A 21,639-nucleotide genomic window follows, 5' to 3' on the forward strand; every position below is an offset into this window, starting at 1 on the left:
TTTTGCTTACTTTTGCGCTGTTCAAAAGTGAGCCGCTGTAAGAGCGGAACCAATAGTGGCCGTTACCTAAATAACGGATATGTACCCCGCCCCAAGCCCCCTCCACAATCAACAACCTTTAAAAACCCCAGGCCGCTTCTCGACCATCGCCCGTACACCTTCCTTGGCATCCTCACTATTCAGCAGTTTCTCCACCAAAACGGGCAACCCGGCCGCCGCCGCGGTCTCCCCCTCGATCCGTGCCTGGCGCGCCGACATCAGCGTGGCCTGCACCCCCAGCGGCGCCTGCTGGGCAATGCGGTTTGCCAGCGCCACCGCCCGGGGCAACAAATCCTCGCTGGCCATCACCTCCTGCACCAACCCCAACCGCAGCGCTTCATGGGCATCAAACTCATCCCCCGTGAGCAACCAGCGCATGGCATTCCCCCACCCCGCGATCTGATGAAAGCGCAACGTCGCGCCCCCAAAAGGAAAAATCCCGCGCTGCACTTCCATCTGCGCAAACCGGGTATTGCTGGCACACAGATTGATATCCGCCGCCAACATCAACTCGATACCAATGGTCAGGCAGTACCCCTGAGCCGCAACAATCACCGGCTTACTGACCCGGGGCCCCGCGAAAACGCCCCACGGATCACAACCACCCAACGGCGGTTGCCAGCCTTGTGCCATCGTGGGCCCCACATTGGCCAGGTCCAATCCGGCAGTAAAGTGATCGCCATGCCCGAAGACAATGGCCACCCGCGCTTGCTCATTGCGATCAAATTCGCCATACGCCAGGCTCAAATCATTGAGCAATTCCAGGTCGAACGCATTGCGCTTGGCCACGCGATCCAGGCCCAGCAACAGGATATGACCCTGCTGTTCACGGCTGACGCGGCTGTTGGTGGCTTGGTTCATGGGGTGTGCCCTCGGGCGCAAAGGGAGGTTTCGGACCGAAGGGCCCGCTGTTAAGGGTGAACCGTTTAAGCGTCATGACCAACAGGGCCGGGCCTTTGAAAAATAGACCCTGCTGCCTGGATGCGCAAAGCCTTTGATGCAGAGGCGTTTACCTGCGGTTTGCGATAAAAAAAGCTCCCTTTTTCAGCGATTTCCGGTATAGTGCGCGCCGGCCTTTAACCGGGCCGCGTTTAGGTAGCGCAATTCCCCGAAGTCAGCTTCGGCTGCACGTCCGCACAGCGGACTCTTCCTTGACGAATCTTTTTCATTCATTCGTTTTCGCAAATCCCCGCCGACAAAGCAGCCAGGGCGACTCTTGAGTCTCAACACGGCATGCGCAGCTTTGGAGCATGGGTCTTTGCGGATGCACTTAGAGGCAGACCCATGACCCAGGAAACCGGCGGCTTCGCCGCTTTTAATCTTAACCCGAACATTCTTGCTGCCGTCATCGCGACTGGCTACGAAGAACCTTCGGCTATTCAGCAGCAATCGATCCCGATCATCATGGCCGGCCAAGACATGATTGGCCAAGCGCAAACCGGTACCGGTAAAACCGCCGCGTTCGCCCTGCCAATCCTGCACTGCATCGATCCTGCCAAGCGCGAGCCGCAAGCCCTGATCCTGGCGCCAACCCGTGAGTTGGCGCTGCAAGTAGCAACCGCTTTCGAAACCTACGCCAAGCAAATGCCGGGCGTTACCGTTGTGGCCGTTTACGGCGGCGCGCCTATGGGCCCACAACTGAAAGCAATCCGTAACGGCGCACAGATCGTTGTCGCCACTCCGGGCCGTCTGTGCGACCACCTGCGTCGCGACGAAAAAGTGCTGTCGACCGTGAACCACCTGGTTCTGGACGAAGCTGACGAAATGCTCAAGCTGGGCTTCATGGACGACCTGGAAGTCATCTTCAAGGCACTGCCAGCAACCCGTCAGACCGTACTGTTCTCGGCTACCCTGCCACAGTCGATCCGTGCCATTGCCGAACGCCATCTGCGCGATCCGCAACACGTGAAGATCCAGACCAAGACTCAGACCGTTACCGCGATCGAACAGGCTCACCTGTTGGTTCACGCTGACCAGAAGACCTCGGCTGTATTGAGCCTGCTGGAAGTCGAAGACTTCGACGCCCTGATCATGTTCGTGCGCACCAAGCAAGCGACCCTGGACCTGGCCAGCGCCCTGGAAGCCAAAGGCTACAAAGCCGCTGCGCTGAACGGTGACATTGCCCAGAACCAGCGTGAGCGCGTGATCGACTCCCTCAAGGATGGCCGTCTGGACATCGTTGTGGCGACCGACGTTGCTGCCCGTGGCCTCGACGTTCCACGTATCACCCACGTGTTCAACGTTGACATGCCTTACGATCCAGAGTCCTACGTTCACCGTATCGGCCGTACCGGCCGTGCTGGTCGCGAAGGTCGTGCATTGTTGCTGGTGACTCCACGTGAGCGCCGTATGCTGCAAGTGATCGAGCGTGTAACCGGTCAGAAAGTTGCCGAAGTCCGCCTGCCGGATGCCCAGGCCGTTCTCGATGCGCGCATCAAGAAACTGACCAACAGCCTGTCGCCACTGGTGGCTGATGCTGAATCGACCCACGGCGACCTGCTGGACCGCCTGACTGCCGATATCGGTTGCACCCCGCGTGCCCTGGCTGCAGCCCTGCTGCGCAAGGCGACCAACGGTCAGGCCCTGACCCTGGCTGCCATCGAGAAAGAACGTCCACTGGTGCCGAACAACGCTCCGCGCGGTGATCGTCCAGAGCGTACTGGCGACCGTCCGGACCGTGGTGATCGTGAGCGTCGTGCTCCGGTTCCATTGGCTGAAGGCCGTGCTCGCTGCCGTACCGCGCTGGGCGCGCGTGATGGCATCGCTGCCAAGAACCTGCTGGGCGCTATCCTCAACGAGGGTGGCCTGGCACGTGAAGCAATCGGTCGCATCCAGGTGCGTGACAGCTTCTCCCTGGTGGAACTGCCGGAAGATGGCCTGGAGAAACTCCTGACCAAGCTGAAGGACACCCGCGTTGCCGGTAAGCAGTTGAAGCTGCGTCGCTACCGCGAAGATTGATCCGCCCTTGGGCTGATTGATCGAACATAAAAAATCCCCGACTGGTTCGGGGATTTTTTTTGCCTGCAATCAGGCGAAACGGTAGATGTCCATGCCCAGCGCACCCATGGTAAAGCCTTGGTGGGCTGCGCTGAATTCACCGCCGGCGCCCCGGGCGAAATACAGCGGCAGCAAATGCTCGTCGCTGGGGTGGCTGCGCACGGCATGAGGTGCCTGGCGACGATAGTCGTGCAGCGCGGCTTCATCGTTGGCTGCCAGTTTGCTGACCATCCAATCGCGAAAATCCCGCGCCCAAGGCTCGATGCTCTCCGGCCCGGCATGCCAGTCCAGTTCGCCGAGATTGTGGGTAATGCTGCCGGAGCCGATCAGCAGCACGCCCTGTTCCCGCAGGCTCGCCAGTGCGTGGCCGACACGGGTTTGCAGGGCAGGGCCCATGCGGCTTGGCAGCGATACCTGCACCACCGGGATATCGGCCGCCGGGTACATCAGCGACAGGGGCACCCAAGTGCCGTGGTCGAAGGGGCGCTGATCATCAATGCGCGCTTCCAGGCCGTCAGCCTTGAGCAACTGCACGATTTGGGCGGCCAACTGCGGGTCACCGGGTGCCGGGTACTGCACCGCGAACAGTTCCCGTGGGAAGCCGCCAAAGTCGTGCCAGGTCTCTGGTGCGGCGCTGCCAGTCACGAGCAGCCCCTGGCTTTCCCAGTGCGCCGAGACCACCACAATGGCCTTGGGGCGTGGCAGCTCGGCTGCCAGGCGCTTGAGTGCCGGGCCACTGGCACCGGGTTGCAGGGCAAGCATGGGCGAACCGTGGGAGATAAACAGGCTGGGCAGCATGAGTAGGGTCCTGAGGGTTAAGATGGGACCATCTTTAATCAGATCATTGATCTAAATCTAATATAAGTTTTAGCGCTATTTGATCAAGTTTTAGGGTGAATCATGGAACCTGGATTTTGGCATGAGCGTTGGGCGCGCAATCAGACGGGTTTCCACTTGCCCGAAGTGAATCCTTACCTGCTGCGTCACTGGCCCGGCCTGGGCGTGGCGAACGGGGCGCAGGTGCTGGTGCCGTTGTGCGGCAAGAGCCTGGACCTGGTGTGGCTGGCGAGCATCGGGCATCGGGTGATCGGGGTCGAGTTGTCGGAAAAGGCCGTTGAAGAGTTTTTCAGCGAGCAGGAGCTGATGCCGCAGGTCAGCCAGCGCGGCGCTTTCAAAGTTTTCCAGGCGGGTTCCATCGAGCTGTGGTGCGGGGATTTCTTCGCCCTGGATGCCGGTGCCGTGGTTGGTTGCACAGCGCTTTACGACCGGGCGGCGCTGATTGCCCTGCCACCGTTGATGCGCGAGCAGTATGCGGCGCACTTGAATGGGATTCTGGCGGGAGGCAGTCGTGGCCTGTTGATCACCCTCGATTATGAACAGTCGCAAAAGGCCGGCCCGCCGTTCGCGGTGAGCGATGAGGAAGTGCAATTGCTCCTGGGCGGCCGGTGGAGCCTGGATGTGCTGCAGGAGCAGGACATCCTGGGGGACAGCTGGAAGTTTGTTAAGGATGGCGTCACGCGCCTGGACGAGCGGGTGTACCGGTTGGCCAGGCGCTGAAGAGCGCCCACAAAGAAGGGGCGATTGAATCGCCCCTTCTTCTTGTCGCTATCAGCCGCGACGACGCAGTGCGTCAATTCGCTCTTCCAGTGGCGGGTGGCTCATGAACAGGCGAGCCATGCCCTGCTTGATGCCACCGTTGATGCCAAAGGCGGTCAGGGTGTTCGGCATGTGCACCGGCAAGCCCTGTTCGGAGCGCAGGTGCTGCAGGGCGCTGATCATCGCGCCGGTACCGGCCAGGCGTGCGCCGGCTTCGTCTGCGCGGAATTCCCGTTTGCGCGAGAACCACATCACGATCGAGCTGGCGAGGAAGCCCAGTACCAGTTCGGCGAAGATGGTCGCCACGTAGTAGGCCATGCCCTGGCCCTGTTCGTTCTTGAAGATCACCTTGTCGACGAAGTTGCCGATGATCCGCGCGAAGAACATCACGAAGGTGTTCACCACGCCCTGGACCAGCGCCAGGGTGACCATGTCACCGTTGGCCACGTGGCCGATCTCGTGGGCCAGCACCGCCTTGATTTCGTCGGGCGAGAACCGCTCCAGCAAGCCCTGGCTGACGGCCACAAGGGCGTCGTTCTTGTTCCAGCCGGTAGCAAAGGCGTTTGCTTCATAGGCCGGGAAGATCCCGACTTCAGGCATCTTGATCCCGGCTTCGCGGGACAGTTGCTCGACGGTCTGCAGCAGCCATTGCTCATGACGGGTGCGTGGCTGGGTAATGATCTGGGTGCTGGTGCTCATCTTCGCCATCCACTTGGAGATGAACAGCGAGAAAATCGACCCGGCAAAACCAAAGACCGCACAGAAGATCAGCAGCTGATTGAGGTTCAGATCAACCCCGTTGGCCGCCATGATCCCATTGAAGCCGAAAAGGCTCAGCGTGATGCTGGCAATCAGCACGACCGCCAGGTTAGTGGCCAAGAACAGCAGAATGCGCATCATGGTTGTAGAATTCTCCTCATGCTTAATATGTCGCGTACTGCGGGGTATATAAGGTGCGGCATGGGGCTATTCAACCGGGGGACTATTTCAAACTGTGTCCTACAGCCCGAATGTAGAGCCTTGAAGGGAATTTCCGAGGCCTGGTGTGGCTCGGCAGCCTCGCCCCATTACCTTGCAGCCCTGTAATTATAGGGTGATGCCCGAGCAAGGGTGGAGCCGGCAGGTGTAAAAGGCGATACCGCCCGCGCAGGGCAGAGAAGTGTTGCCAGATAATCGCTGTACGACCACGGGGGGGCCGTACAGCGCAATGCCCATTACTGGCGATAGGACTTCAGGAAGTTGCCGATGCGACCGATGGCCATCTCCAGGTCATCCACCCGCGGCAGGGTGACCACCCGGAAGTGATCCGGCCACGGCCAGTTGAACGCCGTACCCTGGACCACCAGCAGCTTTTCCGACAGCAGCAGGTCGAGCACGAACTTCTCGTCGTTGAGGATCGGGCACACTTTCGGGTCGATCCGCGGGAACGCATACAGCGCCCCCATCGGCTTGACGCAACTGACGCCGGGAATCGCGTTCAGCAGTTCCCAGGTGCGGTTGCGCTGCTCCAGCAGGCGGCCTTGTGGCAGCACCAGGTCGTTGATGCTCTGGTAGCCGCCCAGTGCGGTCTGGATGGCGTGCTGGCTCGGCACGTTGGCACACAGGCGCATGTTGGCCAGCATGTCGATGCCCTCGATATAGCTCTGGGCATTGTGCTTGGGGCCGGAAATGGCGATCCAGCCGGAACGGAAGCCCGCCACCCGGTAGGATTTAGACAGCCCGTTGAAGGTCAGGCACAACAGGTCCGGCGCCAGGGAGGCGGTGCAGATGTGCACGGCGTCGTCGTAGAGGATCTTGTCGTAGATCTCATCGGAAAACACCACCAGGTTGTGCTGGCGCGCGAGTTCGAGCATGCCCAGCAACACTTCCCTGGAGTAGACGGCGCCGGTGGGGTTGTTCGGGTTGATGATCACCAGGGCCTTGGTGTTCGGGGTGATCTTGGCCTTGATGTCGGCCAGGTCCGGGAACCAGTCGGCACCTTCGTCACACAGGTAATGCACCGGATGGCCACCGGCCAGGGTTACGGCGGCGGTCCACAGCGGGTAGTCGGGAGCCGGAACCAGCACTTCGTCGCCGTTGTTGAGCAGGGCCTGCATGGACATGACGATCAGCTCGGACACGCCGTTGCCCAGGTAGATGTCTTCGATGCCGACACCTTCAACCTGCTTCTGCTGGTAGTACTGCATGACGGCCTTGCGCGCGCTGAACAGGCCTTTGGAGTCGCTGTAGCCCTGGGCGGTAGGCAGGTTGCGGATCACGTCCTGGAGGATTTCGTCCGGCGCTTCGAAACCAAAGGGTGCCGGGTTGCCAATGTTCAGCTTGAGGATGCGATGGCCTTCCTCTTCCAGGCGTTTGGCGTGCTTGAGCACCGGGCCGCGAATGTCGTAGCAGACGTTGGCGAGCTTGTTCGATTTGCTGACCTGCATGGCGATGTGATCCTGAAAATGAACGATCCAGACGGTGTGAAGACTACCGTGCTGAGAATCCTGCGTTGGCCTGACCCATAAATACGTTTGAATGCCGGTAACGCGGGTGCCAGACTGGCGCTTTGAAGAGGCGCAATCATACGTGCCGCCTGATCCATGGAAAAGACACAGATCAGGCTTTTTCAGTTGCCGAGGTGTACCGATGGAAAAGTTGCAGAAAACCGTTGAAGAATGGAAAGCCATGCTCGACCCGGAGCAGTACAACGTGTGCCGCCTCAAAGGCACCGAGCGACCGTTCAGCGGCAAGTACAACGGCACCAAGACCGACGGCGTCTACCACTGCATCTGCTGCAATGAGCCGCTGTTCGATTCCAGGGCCAAGTTTGACTCCGGCTGCGGCTGGCCCAGCTTCTACGAGCCGATCGCCGAGCAGGCCATGGTCGAGATCCGGGACGTCAGCCACGGCATGATCCGCACCGAAGTCACCTGCGCCAAGTGCGATGCGCACCTGGGCCATGTGTTCCCGGACGGGCCGCCACCGACCGGTTTGCGTTACTGCATCAACTCGGTGTGCCTGGACCTGGTACCGCGCTGAGCCGTCAGGCTCCTGCGGGCTTCGTGCCCGCAGGGGCCGTTATATCAAGGCATAAGTCCCGCCAATTAAATTGCACACAATTGAATTGCCTACTATCGTTCAGTCCTTCTTATCTCTGTAGAGGCACTGCCATGAGCGACAACCTGCTGAGCATCCCTTGCACCACCATCAAGGGTGAGCAAAAGACCTTGGCCGATTTCGCCGGCAAGGCGATTCTGGTGGTCAACACTGCCAGCAAGTGCGGCTTCACCCCGCAATACAAGGGGCTTGAGGAGCTCTGGCAGCATTACAAGGACCAGGGCCTGGTGGTATTGGGCTTTCCCTGCAACCAGTTCGGCAAGCAGGAGCCGGGCAACGAAGGCGCCATTTCGGAGTTTTGCGAGCTGAACTTTGGTGTCAGTTTCCCGCTGTTCAAGAAGATTGACGTCAACGGCAGCGATGCCCACCCATTGTTCGTACAGCTCAAAAAGCAGGCCCCGGGATTGCTGGGCTCCAAGGGCATCAAGTGGAACTTCACCAAGTTCCTGATCGGTCGCGACGGCCAGGTGGTCAAGCGCTTCGCCCCGACCACCAAGCCCCAGGACCTGACCCAAGAGATCGAAGCCCTGCTCAAATGACCGACCTGTCCCTGGCCCTCGACGACCAACTGTGCTTCAAGCTCTACGCCGCCTCCCGCGCGGTCACCCGGGCCTACAAGCCGATGCTCGATCAGTTGGGCCTGACCTATCCGCAATACCTGGTGATGCTGGTGCTGTGGGAATGGCAGGCCGCAGCGGTGTCGCAGCCTACGGTCAAGGCCCTGGGCGAGCGCCTGCTGCTGGATTCCGGCACGCTGACGCCACTGCTCAAGCGCCTGGAGCAGCTTGCCCTGGTGCGGCGTCAGCGCAGTGCGCTGGATGAGCGTGAAGTGCACCTGAGCCTGACCGATGAAGGCCGGCACCTGCGCGACCGGGTGCAGCCGCTGAAGGCCCGCCTGTTGTGTGACAGCGGCGTTGATCTGAACCAGGCCGATGCCTTGCGTGACGGTCTGGATCAGCTGTTGCGCCAGATCAAAGACTTGTCGTAGTCGGCACCCACAGATCGAGCAAGGCCTTGAGTTCTTCCCGGCGAAACGGCTTGGCCAGGTAATCGTTCATGCCCGCAGCCCGGCAGCGCTCGCGTTCCTCGGACATGGCGTTGGCCGTCAAGGCGACGATCGGCAAGTCCGGCCAGCGCCCGCTGCGGCGGATCTGCCGACTGGCCTCATAGCCATCCATCACCGGCATATTGCAGTCCATCAACACCATGTCGAAGCCTTGCTCTTCCAGCAGCTTGAGGGCTTCACCACCGTGGGCGGCGACGATTACCTCGCACCCGAGCTTGCCGAGCATGCCCTTGGCCACCAGTTGATTGACCGGGTTGTCCTCCACCAGCAGGATGCGCGCCCGGTGGGCGAGGGGGCCGGTTTCCAGCTGGATCAGGTCCAGGACCAGGTCCGGATCGGTGCGCAAGTTGCGTTGCAGGACCTGGTACAGCGCGGTGCGGCTCAGGGGGCGGGCCTGTTGCTGCAAGGGGGCCAGGGCCGCGACTTCTTCGCTGGGCATGAAGTTGCCGTAGGCGGTTACCACCAGGATCGGGGCGGTGATCATCGGGCGCAGGCGAAACAGGCATTCGGGGCAGTCGGTGATCAGCAGGTCGGGATTCTGCCCGCTCAAGTCATCGTCGATGGAATAACAGCGCGGAGCCAGGCCCCAACTCGGCAGCAGGCTGGTGAGGAGTTCTGCCAGCCCGCTGCTGGTGCTGGTGATGGCGATTACATCTCCAGCCAAAGGCGCCAGGCGCACCGCCGGCAAGTGGGTCGGCAAGGGCAGGTCGGCACAGAACTGGCTGCCAAAGCCAGCTTCCGAGCTGATGCTCAGGCGGCCCTTCATGGCTTCGCACAGGTTGTGGGTCAGCGCCAGGCCCAGGCCTGTCCCGCCGAACTGGCGGGTGATGCCCGCACCGGCTTGGGTGAACGGCTGGAAAATCTTGACCTGGGCATCCTGGGCGATCCCGATACCGGTGTCGCACACCTCGATCCTGACCCGGCCGGCCTGGGCACTGAGGCGTACATCCACCCGGCCGAAACGCGTGAACTTCAGGGCGTTGGACAGCAAATTGCTGACAATCTGCCGTACCCGCGTCGGGTCGCCCAGCACCTGGGCGGGAAACTGCGGGTCGATCAGGCACGTCAGCTCCACGCTGGGCGCGGCGTTTTGCGAGAGCAGGTTGGCGGTGTCTTCCACCAGTGAACCGAGGTCGAACGGGATGCTTTCCAGTTCCAGTTGGCCGGCGTCGAACTTCGACAGGTCGAGGATATCGTTGAGTAGCTCCACCAGTACTTTGCCGGAGTCATGGGCGATCGACAGTTGCTGGCGTTGCTCGGCGTTCAGCGGGCTGTCGAGGGAGAGGGCGATCATCCCCAGCAGGCCGTTCAGCGGTGTACGGATTTCATGGCTCATGTTGGCCAGGAACGCCGCCCGTGCCTGGGCCATGCCCAGGGCCGTCATCTTCGCCGCTTCCAGCTCGTCGTTCGAGAGCGTCAGCCGATGATTGATCGCCTTGAGCTCGGTGGTGCGGGCGGAGACGATGTCTTCCAGTTGGCCGAGGTATTCGGTCAGGCGATTTTCAGCGTGCCGGCGTTGCTGGATTTCAGTCTCCATGTTTTCAAACTGTTGGTTGGCGACGTTGACCAGTACGCCGATCTCGTCGTGCTCGTGCCCCGGCGGGCAGTCCAGGCGCTCGTGCTTGCGTGAGCTCAGCTCGCGGATAATGCGCACCAGCGGCTTGGTCAGCATCACGTAGAAAAGCGCCAACAGAATGCCGGTGAGGATCAGGCTGCGGGCGAAGCCGTTGAGCAGGGTGATCTCGGCGCGGTGCAGGAAGCGGCTGCCGAACGCGTAGGTGTCTACGTCAAGACGCAGTACACCGAGGGAATCGTTGGGCATGTGGGCGAGGTAGAGCCGATCTTCGAATTGGCGGTTGGCGCCAAACAGGAAGTCGCTGATGGGCCGGTAGGTGCTTTCCTTGCGCGGGCGATGGACATCGGCCAGCACCAAACCGTTGTTGTCGATCAGTTGTGCATGGGTGATGGCGGGGGAGTGCAGCAGGCCCAGCGTCAGTTCCTGGGCCAGCTCGGCGTCGATGTTGTAGGCGATGCGCGAAGCCGGGTTATGGCTGATTTCAATCAGCGCACGTATTTCCCGGTTGATGGAAGCGTCTTCGCTGGCATAATCAATCCCAATCTGTATCAGGCTGAGCAAGGTTCCCAAGACGAATCCGACCAGCACTGTCAGTCTGGCTTGTTTATAAGACAAGCGGTGGGCGAACTTGATATCCATCGGGTGCTGTACCACTTTACGTTTCCTTTCGCCCGGCAAGCATAGCTGAACATCCACAGGCTCAAACTTGCCCGGCACGAATCGATTTTATTCGGTGCAGCCCTGCACGGTCTGCCTCAGGGTTGCCAATACGCCATCTTTTACAAGAACTTGCCAGAGGAATAGTCGTGGATTCTCGATTGAATGCCTTTCTTGAGCGTGCCGACGCGGTACTGGCTCGCCTGGAGCCCTTGTTGCCTGCCCCGCGTGAAGCCGTTGACTGGAACCATTGCCTGGCTGCCCGTTGGCAGCGCGAAGGTCGCAGCGGCTTTTTATTGCCACTGGAAGTCAGCCTGGATATGCGCCTGTCCGACCTGATCGGCGTGGATAAACAGCGCGAACAATTGGCCCGTAACACCCAACAGTTTCTCGACGGCCTGCCGGCCAACCATGCGCTGCTCTGGGGCTCGCGCGGCACCGGTAAATCGTCCATGGTGCGCGCCTTGCTGGCGCAGCACGCCAAGGCCGGGCTGCGCCTGATCGAAATCGAGCGCGATCACCTGGCGGACTTGCCGCGGGTGGTCGAGCAACTGATCAAATTGCCACAACGCTTTGTGTTGTTCTGCGATGACCTGTCTTTCGAAGCCGGCGAGAGCGATTATCGTGTGCTCAAGAGCGTACTCGACGGCTCCCTGGAGCAGGCGCCGGAAAACGTCCTGTTGTATGCCACCTCCAATCGTCGTCACCTGGTGCCCGAGAACCAGAGCGATAACGAGAACTGGAAGACCATAGACGGCGAGCTGCATCCCAACGAAGCGGTGGAGGACAAGATTGCCCTGTCTGACCGTTTCGGCTTGTGGCTGTCGTTTTACCCGTTCAATCAGGAGCACTTCCTGGATGTGGTCGAGCACTGGATCGGTGAGTTGGCGAGCAAGGCCGGTCTGCAGTGGCAGCGCGATGAAGAGTTGGACATCCTCGCCGTGCGCTGGGCCACCGGGCGCGGTAACCGCAACGGCCGTTGTGCCTATCAGTTCGCCCGCTACTGGGTGGGCCTCAAGTTGTTGGAGCGTCAACCATGATTGATTTGCAACAGGCTGGAACCGGCCTCGATGGCTACGCCATGCTGCATGCGCAGCTGGAATCGCTGTTGGCGGATGAGCGGGATTTCATTGCCAATGCCGCGCAGTTTTCTGCGTTCCTGTTCAACCAGCTGGATGATTTGAACTGGGCAGGCTTCTACCTCAACCGCAATGAAGAGCTGGTGCTCGGGCCGTTCCAGGGGCAGATCGCCTGTGTGCGCATTCCGTTCGGTCGCGGTGTGTGCGGCGCGGCAGCGGCCTCGCGGCAAACCCAGCGGGTGGAAGACGTGCACGCGTTCCCGGGGCATATCGCCTGTGACAGTGCGTCCAACAGCGAGTTGGTCGTCCCGTTGGTCAAGGACGGCCGCTTGATTGGTGTGCTCGACCTGGACAGCCCATCGCTGTCGCGGTTTACCCCGCAGGATCAGGCCGGCATCGAGCAGTTGGCGGCGATTTTCCTGCGGTTGACCGATTGTTGATGGGGTGAGTCTCCTGCAGGAGCGAGCAAGTTCGCTCCTGCAGGCTATCGACAGTCCAGCACGTCCAGTTGCATCTGCAGCATCCTCTCCAGCTCAAGCATGGATTTCTCTATTGCCTTGATGCCCGCCTCGATAACGTGTGGTGTCTCGCGTTCGCCACACGCCTGCTCCAACGCTTCGCATTGTCCGGACAAGGTATCGGCCTGGATGATCCGGGCGGCGCCCTTGATCTTGTGGGCCTGGTCGATCAGGTCGCCGGGCGCGGCTTGCCGTGCCAGCATGGCCATCAGCTCGACCCGATCATTCCGGCTGCTGCTGAGCAACTCCTCGAGCAAACGCCGGCTCAACTGTGGGTCACCGCCCGTCATCGCGTCCAGGCTTTGCAGGGTAAACACGTTGCGGGTGGGCAGCGGATCGACCTGCGCCAGGTGCTGTTCCAGCGCAGTAAGACTGATGGGTTTGAACAGGCAGTCATTCATGCCGGCGTCAAAGCAGCGTTGTTTCTCCTCGGGCTGCGCGTTGGCGGTGAAGCCGAGTATCACGCACGGGGTTTTCTGCTCGCGCTCCTCATACTCGCGAATGGAGTGACTCAATTCGTAGCCGTTCATGATCGGCATATTGCAGTCGGCAATGACCAGGTCGAAGTGTTCCTGGCGCCAGGCCTGGAACCCCGCAGCACCATGATGGGCCGCGGTGAACTGATGCCCCAGGAACCCCAGTTGCTGGCACATCAGCAAGCGGTTGGCCGGATGGTCATCCACCACCAGCACGTTGAGTACTGGCGCCGGCGTGGCTGCGGCCGGTTCGAGCTTGTCTACGGCCTTGACCGGCGGCAGGCTGGTCATCTTCAGGCTGACGTGGACCTGGGTGCCTACCATGGGCACGCTGCTCAGGCTCAATTGGCCGCCCATCATGGCGCACAGGCTGCGACAGATCACCAGGCCCAGGCCGGCGCCGCTCCTGGCCAGGTGCCCGGAGTTGTCGGCCTGGGCGAAGGGCTCGAACAGGCGTAGCTGGTCTTCGCGATTGATCCCGATGCCGGTGTCCTCCACTACCAGTTTCATCTCGATCTGTTGAGGTTGCCCGGTCGCCTTCAGCTGCACCTTGATCTTCACCTGCCCGCGTTCAGTGAACTTGATCGCATTGCTCACCAGGTTCGAGAGCACCTGCTTGAACCGCAGAGGGTCGATCAGTACGTCGGTATCCTCGACATCGGGGGTGAACTCCAGCACCAGGCTCAGGGTTTTCTGGCGCGCCAGGCCATCGAACACGCGGACCACCGACTCGATGACTTCGCGCAGGTTGACCCGCTCCGGGGCCAGGCTCAATCGACCGGACTCGATACGTGCAATGTCCAGAATGTCGCCGATCAACTCCAGCAGGTCCTTGGCCGAGTTGTAGGCGACCTCGATCGCAGGGCGATCAAGATGACCCTGATCGGCGCGCTTGAGTGTCAATTCCAGCATGCCAATGACGGCGTTCATCGGCGTGCGGATTTCGTGGCTCATGGTGGCCAGGAACGTGCTTTTCGCGCGATTGGCCTCGTCGGCGCGTTCCTTGGCGGCGCGCAGTTCGTCGAACAACTGGCGCCGTTCGCTGATATCGATCCAGCCGCCAATGATGCCCTGGACCTCGCCCACGGAGTCGCGGTAGGGGAGGATCCAGTGGTAGATCGTGAGTTTTTTCCCGTGCACGTGCAGGGTGCGATCAAGGATCAACGGTTTACCCTCGGCCACTACCCGCTGGTAGTCGGCATGGTACTGCGCCGCCTCCGTCTCAAGGGCCATGCTCATCTGCGTGATGCTTTTGCCGATGACGTCTTCACGCTTGATGTCGAACGTCTGCAGGTAGCTGTCGTTGCAGGTCTGCAGATAGCCGTTGTGGTCGCGTACGTAGATCGGATGGGGCGTTTCATTGACCAGCGCCCGCATGAACTCGAACTGGTCGTTAAGGGCGCGCTCGGCCAGTTTTCGGTGCTTGATCTGGCGCTGCAGGTAGCCGTTCCAGGCCAGGGAAATCAACAGCAGCAGCCCGGTGCCGATGATGATCTGGGCAATCAGGCGATGGTAATTGCGCCAGTAGCCATCGGACGCTGCGTTGTAGCCGCGCCAGCGGCTGTTGATCGCCGCCATCTCATCCGGGGCGATACTCAGCAGTGCCTTGTCCAGGATCGAACTCAGCTCCGTGGCGTGTCGGGACGTCGCCAGGGCAAACGTCGCAGGCAACGTGCCGATGCTGGAACTGATCTGCAGTTTGTCCTGGAATGCCGGAGAAGAAAGCAGGTAGTTGGCGATCACCAAAGGGTTCACTGCGCCGTCGACTTGCCCCTGTGCCAGCAATTCCGATGCCTTGAAGGTATCCCCGGTTTCCACCAGGTTTATCTGGGCAAATGCCTGCTGCAGGAATTTTTCCAGCTGATTGCCCTGGGTAATCGCCAGGCGCTTGCCGGCCAGTTCTTGAAGGCTTGTGGGCGCGCCCGGCTCTTTACGGGTCAGTAATACGTAGGAGTTTTCCAGGTAGGGGCGGCTGAAGTTCAACTGGGACTCGCGCCCGGTACTGGGAGTAATTGCGCCGATGATGTCGGCTGCGCCGGTCTGCACCAGTTCCATCATGTTGGCGACGTCACGCACGTGTTGAATCTCGAAGCGCAGGCCGGTTCGCAGGCGGATCAGCTCCAGCAGGTCGGCGGTGATGCCTCGGAAGTTGCCGTCGGTATCAAAGAACGTCAGGGGGGCGAGGGTTTCATTGACCACCACCTTCACCACGGGGTTGTCCTTGAGCCAGCGCTCTTCGCGCAGGCTCAGTTGCAGCTTGCGGTCGGTCAGCAGAATGTCGCTGCCCGCACTCCAGCGCTTGGCGATGCTGTCACGTTCATAGGTTGATACGCCATCGAGCACTGAGTCGATGATACTCAGGAGAATGGGTTGATCCTTGCGCAAGGCGAAGCTGAACCCATGGGCCTCGTGCTTGCCGAAGTTGGCCATGCGGATATTTTTCAGGTAGCCCTTGTTGATCATGTAGTGAGTGGAAATGGTGTCGCCCAGGAATACGTCAGCCTGGTCGAATGCCACGGCATTCAAGGCATTTTGATAGGACGGGTAGGCGTGGATGGTCGCCTTGGGGTACAGCGCCTGCACTTCGTCCATGGGCAGGTAATGGTAGACAAGACTCAGGCGCAGGCCGGCCAGGCCGTCGCCAAGGTCGCGGTTCTCACCTTCACGGGTCACCAGTACCGGCTGATCCACTGCGTAGGGCAGTGACAGGACGATGTCGGGATTCGCCGCTTCAAAACCGTTGGCAGACCCCAGAAAATCGATTTCGCCGTTTGCCAGCGCCTGGATCGCGGCTTCACGGGAGGAGTAGCGCAACACGGTGAGCGGTATGGCCAGTGTCCTGGCCAGCAGCCCGGCGTAATCGGCAGTCAGCCCTTCATAATCACGCCCGCTGGAGGTGATGTCGAAGGGCGGATAGTCGGGTGCAGAGGTGCCCAGTATCAGTTCCCGTTTGTTCTGCAGCCACTGGCGCTGTGTCTTGTTCAGGGGGGTGTCCAGTTGAACGGCACCGGCACGCCCCAGCAGGGCATATTGCTCGGGAACAGTTTGTTCGGCAGGCACGGAAGTGCTGAGGCACACCCCGATACTCAATATGATTAGATAGTCCTTTAATCGCCTGGGCATCCGATTTCTCACACTAGCGCGTTACGTTTTGCCATCTCGATAAGTTCTACCAAGGATTTGGCTTTCAGTTTTTGCATGAGCCTTTTTTTGTAAGTGCTGACGGTTTTGTTGCTGAGAAACATGCCCTTGGCGATTTCCTTGTTTGTCCGGCCTTGGGCAAAAAGTTGTAATACCATGAGTTCGCGATCGTTGACGACTTTGAACAGTTCAAGCTCTTCATTGTTATCCGTTTCGTTAGTGCTGCCGTTAAGGGCCTGGCTCGGGAAGTAGTTGTAACCTGACAAGACCGCCCTGATGGCACTGAGCAGTTCGCTCAAGTCACCTTCCTTGCACACATAGCCATCCGCGCCGGAGCGCATGCACCGGGTAGCAAAGAGCTTGGGGGTCTGGGCAGTGAGTATTAACGTCTTGGTCGGCGTACTCATTGCGTTGAACCGGCACAGCACTTCCAGGCCATCGAGTTTCGGAATGCCGATATCAAGGATAATCAGGTCAGGCTGACACTCCTTGACCATTTGTATCGCATCACAACCGTTATCGGCTTCTCCCACTACTTTATAGCCTTCGTGTTCTAACAACATCCGAATGGCAAGTCGGATGACGGGGTGGTCGTCAATAATAAAAACTGAGTTCATGATCAAATTCCATACAGGCGCAAATAAAGTCGGCACATTAGCTCACATGGCAATGAAGGAGGATGAACTTGATGTGGAACAAACGTAAAACAAGAATAATCCTACATCAAAAAAAGCAAGGGATTACGCTCTGTGAGGTGTTTGTTGTTTGGGTGTAAGAGTTTTGCGTGGGTGGAATTTAAAAGTAACTGGTCGTGAGAGGGCAGCGTTATAAAGAGGCGTTTTCGGATTGCCCGGGTGTTTAACTTCCTACTTTTCTGTTGAGCGAGTAAGGCGTGATTGGCGTATGAGTTCATTCAGCTCAAGGTGGCTTAACGGCTTCGACAAATAGCCAAGTAATGGAAAGTTGCGTCGGGATGCCTGGGCCATCAGGTGTTCCAGTTCATTGACGGGCAGGCCGCTGAGCAATATCGCGGACCTTATAAAGCCTCTGCGGTTGGCAATTTCAATCAACTCCAGCCCAGGCAAGTCGGGCAAACATTGATCACAGAGCAGAATATCGAATGGCACGTCGGTTTGTGTCATCAGCCGCATTGCCTGTTCTGCATTCTCGGCCAGTGCCAGGTCGTGGTAGCCATAGTTTCGTAGCAGGCATTGGGTGGCCAGCAATTGAAAGGGGTGATCCTCCACCAACAGGATGCGAAGTTGTTCGAGCATGGTTTTTTCCATGGAATGGACAAGAGCCCTGAAGACGCTCCACCAGGGCGTGTAGTAAGAAGTTAATGGGCCCGCCAGCTATCGGGCGCAGGAGCAGGTCGAAAGACTGCGGTCAGGGCGCGCGATTATTCATCGCGGCGGGGAAGAACTTCGATCAGGCCGCTCTGTTCCGTGCGTAGGGCGATTCTTTGAAAAGTCGCCCTGGCCATCAGCCAGGGCTCCGATTTATTGCGGGCTGGAGCGGCCGGTCATCTCGCGGGCCATCTCGCTGGCGTAGCTGTCAGTCATGCCGGCGATAAAGTCGATCATGCGCAGGAAGGACGCGTGCAATGACCAGGAGGGATCCGGGGCGCTATTGCCCAACAGGTCGAGGATGCGTCGGTTCTTGAACGACGGGGTGCGACCGCCATGTTGTTCCAGGGCCGCGCCGCAGAAGGCATTCAAGAGGATTTCCAGGGTGGTGTAGGCGCCGATCTCATGCAGGGTCTTGCGCTTGTCCTGGAAGATCTTCTTGCGGGCCATGTCCTTGGCATCCAGCACGCAGCGCTTGGCCGGGCCGTGCATATGTTCCACCAGGTCCCCCGGCAGGGTGCCGGCCAGCAGCGCGTCCTGTTGTTCGACGAACGCCCGGGCCGCGGCGTTGGTCAGGTGTTCGATGGCCTTGCCTCGCAGGATCGCCAGCTTGCGTCGCCGGGAATCCAGCGGGCCGAGTTGCCGATAGGTTTGCGGCAAGTCGTCGCCCACCAGGTCCAGCAGCAGTGACTCGACCTCGGCGTATTCCAGCAGCTCCATTTCCAGGCCGTCTTCGAGGTCGATCAACGCGTAGCAGATATCGTCGGCCGCCTCCATCAGGTACACCAGCGGGTGCCGAGCCCAGCGTTGTTCTTCCAACTGCGGCAAGCCGAGCTTCTGGGCGATCTGCTCCAGGATCGGCAGTTCGCTCTGGTAGCAGCCGAACTTGTGTTTCTTGTAGCCCAGGGAGTCGGCGTGGCGGGCGGTCCAGGGGTATTTCAGGTAGGTGCCCAAGGTGGCGTAGGTCAGGCGGGTGCCACCATCAAACTGGTGGTATTCCAGTTGCGTGAGTACCCGGAAGCCCTGGGCATTGCCTTCGAAATTGAGGAAGTCATTGCGTTCGGCGCTGCTCATGTCATCCAGCCAGCCACGGCCTGAAGCTTGCTGGAACCAGTGCCGGATCGCGTCCTCGCCGGAATGGCCGAAGGGTGGGTTGCCGATGTCATGGGCCAGGCAGGCCGACTGCACCACCATCCCCAGGTCGCTCGGGTCGCACCAGTCGGGCAGGGCACTGCGGATGGTCTCGCCTACGCGCATGCCCAGGGATCGTCCCACGCAACTGACTTCCAGGGAGTGGGTCAGCCGGGTGTGGATGTGATCGTTGCTGGTCACCGGGTGCACTTGCGTCTTGCGGCCCAGGCGGCGAAACGCACCGGAAAAGATGATGCGGTCATGGTCTTTGTGAAACGGACTGCGCCCCAGTTCTTCCGGGCTGTGCAGGGGTTTTCCAAGGCGTTCGCGGGTAAGCAGGGTGGGCCAATCCAAGGCGGGTACTCTCCGTGCGGTGAATGACGGCTCCCAGCTTCCCGGTTCAGCCAGGCCTTCGCAAGCGAAAAACTACAGGCCGGCGGCGTCGATATCGATTAACAGCAGGCGCTGACCATTATCAAAGAATTGTCCGGCAGTCAGGCAGTACTGGTTGGTCGTGGCATCGCGATAGGTTGAGGAGAGGGTCAGCCGCCGCTCCTCCCAACCTTCGGCCAGCAAATGATAAAAATACGGACGCCATGACCAGTTGTGGCCCAGGTAGCGGCTGTCGGCTTGCCAGGCGCCCTGGTGCCATTCGAAGTTGGGTGTCAGTTGCGTGCCATGCCGGTCGCACTGGTAAAAACGCAGCAGCCAGGGAAACGCCGGCAATTGCGGCAGGTGGCTCAGCGGTGCGCGGGTGTGGGCCCAGGTTTGCAGGATCTGCATCAGCTCCGCCAGTTGCTGGCGCAGTTGCATGATCCGGCCACGTTCGGCGAGCTTCTGTTGGACATAGCCGGTGCGCAACTGGGCGAAGCGCGGCACGAATGCGTCGGTGTCGAACCAGTCCAGTTGGGCCTGGGCGAACAGGTAGCCCTGGACATAACGCGAACCGCATTCCAGGGCGAAATTCAGTTGGGCCTCGGTTTCCACCCCTTCGGCGATGATCCAGCAGCCGGTTTTTTCCGCCATTTGCGCCAGTGCCCGTACCACCTCACCGCTCGGGCCACCGCGGGCCGCGGCCTGGAACAGGCGCATGTCCAGCTTGAGAATGTCCGGCTGCAAGGCCAGCACCCGGTCCAGCTGCGAATAGCCGGCGCCGAAGTCATCAATGGCAATCCGCGCGCCGGCCTCGCGGTAGCGCTCGACGACTTCGGCCAGGCGCAGGATATCGCCGCCCAGTTCAGTGATCTCGAACACGATGCGGCGCGGGTCGACGTTATGCAGTTGCAATTGCTTCAGGCTCGGCAGCGCCTGGCCCGGGCGCAGGCGGGTGATCCAGCGTGGCGAGATATTCAGGCTGAGGAACCACTCCTGCGGGGCTTCATGCAGGCGGCTCAGGGCATTGTCACGGATCTGCCGGTCCAGGCGGCGCAAGGCCACCGAGGGCGTGCGCGGGTCGGCGAACAGCGGACCCACCGAGCGCAGTTGGCCATTCGCCTGGCGTAGGCGGCCCAGGGCTTCTACGCCGGCGATGCGGCCGGTGGCGGTGTCGATGAATGGCTGGAAGCAGGCGAGCGGTTGCCCGTCGATCACGGGGCCTCCTTAAAAGACCGGAAATAAAAAAGGCCCGGCCCTCAATGGAGAGGGCCGGGCCTGATCTGTTTGCAAGAATGCAGCCAGCACGCTCAACTTTTGCGCGAAGCACCTTGCATGGCCAGTTTGATCAGCGGGATCAGGCCGGCACCCAGCCGCACCAGGCGGGTCATGGTGCCGATTCCGCCGCCCTTGGCGCCTTTGCCGGTGAGAAACCCCAGCAGCGTCACCACGCCCACGCCCCACAGCGGCGCGTGCTTGATGCCAAAACCGTCCTGCCAGCTCTGGCCCATGTTGCGGACCTTTTGCAGCGGCAGCATCAGTTGCTGGGACTCGTGACGGATTTCCTGGCGGTGCATTTCCATGCGCAGGCGGATCAACGCCTTGCGCATTTCTCGCCGGGAAGTGTTTTGCGGCAATTCAGTCATGCTCATGGCAGCAGGCGCTCCCGGTCGTTGGCCAGCTCTTCGAGGGTGGCGTGGAACGGCGTGGACTCATCGAACACCGCCGCCTTCAGGCGCAACCCGCAGAATGCTGCGGCCAGTATGTAGAACACACACAGGCTGATAATCCCGGTCAGGCGGTAGGTATCCCACACCAGAATCATCACCAGCGCCGACAAACCCACCAGCAACAGCAAGGCAAACACCAGCGCCAGGCCGGCGAACAGCAACAGGCTGACGGTGCGGGCTTTCTGCTCCTGCAACTCGATGCCGAACAGCTCGACATGGCTGTGCAGCAAACCCAGGACAGCCGCGCCCAGGCGCCGTGAAGTAGAACTTGGGCCCGTGGACGAGCCGGATTCGCCGATAGACATGATTAGCGCCTTGTAGCCAGCAGGCCGATCAAAAAGCCCACGCCGGCCGCAATGCCGACGGACTGCCAGGGGTTGGCCTGCACATAGTCTTCAGTGGCCGTGACCGCCGCCTGGCCGCGTTCGCGCAGGGAGTCCTCGGTCAGTTGCAGGGTTTCACGGGCCTTGAGCAGGCTTTCGTGAATCTTGCTGCGAAGCTCGTCAGCCTGGTCACCGGCGAGGATCGCAGTGTCGTCCAGCAGCTTCTCGGTATCGCTGACCAGGGTTTGAAAATCCGCCATCAGTATTTCTTGAGCAGTCTTTGCCGTTTTTCTGGCCATGGTTATCTCCGTGAGTGGCTGGTCTGTTTACTTCTGGTTTCGAGTCACCGGTGTCGGTGAAGGTTCACTGCAATTGTCTGGTACAGCTTTTGCTTTGCCTTGGTGCGCGGGCCCGGGGCCTTGCGCTGAATCCGGGCGGTTGGGGCTCAAACCCTGAAAAACCTTACCCTAAATAACTAAAACTCGCGGAAAAA

20 protein-coding genes are annotated in these 21,639 nt (G+C 60.2%); 7 read left to right on the forward strand and 13 right to left on the reverse strand.

What is annotated here, in order from left to right; translation table 11 throughout:
- Nucleotides 1-108: 108 nt before the first annotated feature.
- Entirely contained in the window at nucleotides 109-900 is a 792-nt protein-coding gene (locus ACW9I6_RS15740) for a crotonase/enoyl-CoA hydratase family protein (protein WP_134326003.1), read from the reverse strand.
- Nucleotides 901-1,323: 423 nt separating this feature from the next.
- On the opposite strand from ACW9I6_RS15740, the gene ACW9I6_RS15745 reads away from it, so the two are divergent.
- A complete protein-coding gene (locus ACW9I6_RS15745; protein ID WP_003209050.1) occupies nucleotides 1,324-2,997 on the forward strand; it encodes a DEAD/DEAH box helicase in 1,674 nt (557 codons plus the stop codon).
- 69 nt (nucleotides 2,998-3,066) lie between these two features.
- On the opposite strand, the gene ACW9I6_RS15750 is transcribed toward ACW9I6_RS15745, so the two are convergent.
- A complete protein-coding gene (locus tag ACW9I6_RS15750) occupies nucleotides 3,067-3,834 on the reverse strand; it encodes a DODA-type extradiol aromatic ring-opening family dioxygenase (RefSeq protein WP_003209052.1) in 768 nt (255 codons plus the stop codon).
- 102 nt (nucleotides 3,835-3,936) lie between these two features.
- Between ACW9I6_RS15750 and ACW9I6_RS15755 the strand changes: the two genes are divergently transcribed.
- The gene (locus ACW9I6_RS15755; protein WP_177040539.1) at nucleotides 3,937-4,593 is read left to right on the forward strand and encodes a thiopurine S-methyltransferase; all 657 of its coding nucleotides are present in this window, start codon (nucleotides 3,937-3,939) and stop codon (nucleotides 4,591-4,593) included.
- 51 nt (nucleotides 4,594-4,644) lie between these two features.
- Here the strand turns inward: ACW9I6_RS15755 and htpX are convergent, their stop codons facing one another.
- Nucleotides 4,645-5,532: a protease HtpX gene (htpX, locus tag ACW9I6_RS15760; RefSeq protein ID WP_003209055.1), complete on the reverse strand. Its 888-nt coding sequence runs from the start codon at nucleotides 5,530-5,532 to the stop codon at nucleotides 4,645-4,647.
- A 314-nt stretch (nucleotides 5,533-5,846) separates the two neighbouring features.
- Nucleotides 5,847-7,058 carry a pyridoxal phosphate-dependent aminotransferase gene (locus ACW9I6_RS15765; RefSeq protein WP_003209058.1) on the reverse strand — a complete coding sequence of 404 codons (1,212 nt, stop codon included), beginning with the start codon at nucleotides 7,056-7,058 and terminating at the stop codon, nucleotides 5,847-5,849.
- A 202-nt stretch (nucleotides 7,059-7,260) separates the two neighbouring features.
- On the opposite strand from ACW9I6_RS15765, the gene msrB reads away from it, so the two are divergent.
- From msrB to ACW9I6_RS15780, 3 genes are all read left to right on the forward strand, one after another.
- Entirely contained in the window at nucleotides 7,261-7,653 is a 393-nt protein-coding gene (gene msrB / locus ACW9I6_RS15770; protein WP_003209059.1) for a peptide-methionine (R)-S-oxide reductase MsrB, read from the forward strand.
- Between the two features lie 131 nt (nucleotides 7,654-7,784).
- Nucleotides 7,785-8,270: a glutathione peroxidase gene (locus ACW9I6_RS15775; protein ID WP_003209061.1), complete on the forward strand. Its 486-nt coding sequence runs from the start codon at nucleotides 7,785-7,787 to the stop codon at nucleotides 8,268-8,270.
- Nucleotides 8,267-8,719 carry a MarR family winged helix-turn-helix transcriptional regulator gene (locus ACW9I6_RS15780; protein ID WP_003209062.1) on the forward strand — a complete coding sequence of 151 codons (453 nt, stop codon included), beginning with the start codon at nucleotides 8,267-8,269 and terminating at the stop codon, nucleotides 8,717-8,719. The genes ACW9I6_RS15775 and ACW9I6_RS15780 overlap by 4 nt, the downstream gene beginning before the upstream one ends.
- Here the strand turns inward: ACW9I6_RS15780 and ACW9I6_RS15785 are convergent.
- Entirely contained in the window at nucleotides 8,703-11,012 is a 2,310-nt protein-coding gene (locus ACW9I6_RS15785; RefSeq protein WP_003209064.1) for a hybrid sensor histidine kinase/response regulator, read from the reverse strand. The two genes, ACW9I6_RS15780 and ACW9I6_RS15785, sit on opposite strands and share 17 nt — an antisense overlap.
- 167 nt (nucleotides 11,013-11,179) lie before the next feature.
- On the opposite strand from ACW9I6_RS15785, the gene ACW9I6_RS15790 reads away from it, so the two are divergent.
- On the forward strand, nucleotides 11,180-12,070 hold the full coding sequence (locus ACW9I6_RS15790) for an ATP-binding protein (RefSeq protein ID WP_003209065.1): 891 nt from the start codon (nucleotides 11,180-11,182) through the stop codon (nucleotides 12,068-12,070).
- Nucleotides 12,067-12,549 carry a GAF domain-containing protein gene (locus tag ACW9I6_RS15795; protein ID WP_003209067.1) on the forward strand — a complete coding sequence of 161 codons (483 nt, stop codon included), beginning with the start codon at nucleotides 12,067-12,069 and terminating at the stop codon, nucleotides 12,547-12,549. Before ACW9I6_RS15790 ends, ACW9I6_RS15795 begins: the two co-directional genes overlap by 4 nt.
- Before the next feature lie 44 nt (nucleotides 12,550-12,593).
- Here the strand turns inward: ACW9I6_RS15795 and ACW9I6_RS15800 are convergent, their stop codons facing one another.
- The 8 genes from ACW9I6_RS15800 to ACW9I6_RS15835 all read right to left on the reverse strand — a co-directional run bounded on the left by ACW9I6_RS15800 (nucleotide 12,594) and on the right by ACW9I6_RS15835 (nucleotide 21,445).
- Entirely contained in the window at nucleotides 12,594-16,226 is a 3,633-nt protein-coding gene (locus tag ACW9I6_RS15800) for a transporter substrate-binding domain-containing protein (protein ID WP_177028922.1), read from the reverse strand.
- Nucleotides 16,227-16,234: 8 nt separating this feature from the next.
- Nucleotides 16,235-16,861, reverse strand: a complete 627-nt coding sequence (locus ACW9I6_RS15805) for a response regulator transcription factor (protein WP_003209072.1) — start codon at nucleotides 16,859-16,861, stop codon at nucleotides 16,235-16,237.
- A gap of 249 nt (nucleotides 16,862-17,110) precedes the next feature.
- Complete coding sequence (locus ACW9I6_RS15810) at nucleotides 17,111-17,518, reverse strand: response regulator (protein ID WP_003209073.1); 408 nt, start codon at nucleotides 17,516-17,518, stop codon at nucleotides 17,111-17,113.
- A gap of 225 nt (nucleotides 17,519-17,743) precedes the next feature.
- Nucleotides 17,744-19,075 carry a deoxyguanosinetriphosphate triphosphohydrolase gene (locus tag ACW9I6_RS15815; RefSeq protein ID WP_003209075.1) on the reverse strand — a complete coding sequence of 444 codons (1,332 nt, stop codon included), beginning with the start codon at nucleotides 19,073-19,075 and terminating at the stop codon, nucleotides 17,744-17,746.
- Nucleotides 19,076-19,147: 72 nt separating this feature from the next.
- Nucleotides 19,148-20,311 carry an EAL domain-containing protein gene (locus ACW9I6_RS15820; protein ID WP_008432158.1) on the reverse strand — a complete coding sequence of 388 codons (1,164 nt, stop codon included), beginning with the start codon at nucleotides 20,309-20,311 and terminating at the stop codon, nucleotides 19,148-19,150.
- A gap of 92 nt (nucleotides 20,312-20,403) precedes the next feature.
- Nucleotides 20,404-20,745 (reverse strand): hypothetical protein, encoded by a 342-nt coding sequence (locus ACW9I6_RS15825; RefSeq protein WP_008432159.1) that lies wholly within the window; start codon nucleotides 20,743-20,745, stop codon nucleotides 20,404-20,406.
- Nucleotides 20,742-21,128 carry a phage holin family protein gene (locus ACW9I6_RS15830; RefSeq protein WP_003209078.1) on the reverse strand — a complete coding sequence of 129 codons (387 nt, stop codon included), beginning with the start codon at nucleotides 21,126-21,128 and terminating at the stop codon, nucleotides 20,742-20,744. The genes ACW9I6_RS15825 and ACW9I6_RS15830 overlap by 4 nt, the downstream gene beginning before the upstream one ends.
- Nucleotides 21,129-21,130: 2 nt before the next feature.
- Nucleotides 21,131-21,445, reverse strand: a complete 315-nt coding sequence (locus ACW9I6_RS15835) for a DUF883 family protein (protein ID WP_003209080.1) — start codon at nucleotides 21,443-21,445, stop codon at nucleotides 21,131-21,133.
- Nucleotides 21,446-21,639 lie beyond the last annotated feature (194 nt).

The organism is Pseudomonas sp. SDO5522_S412 (assembly GCF_054071215.1).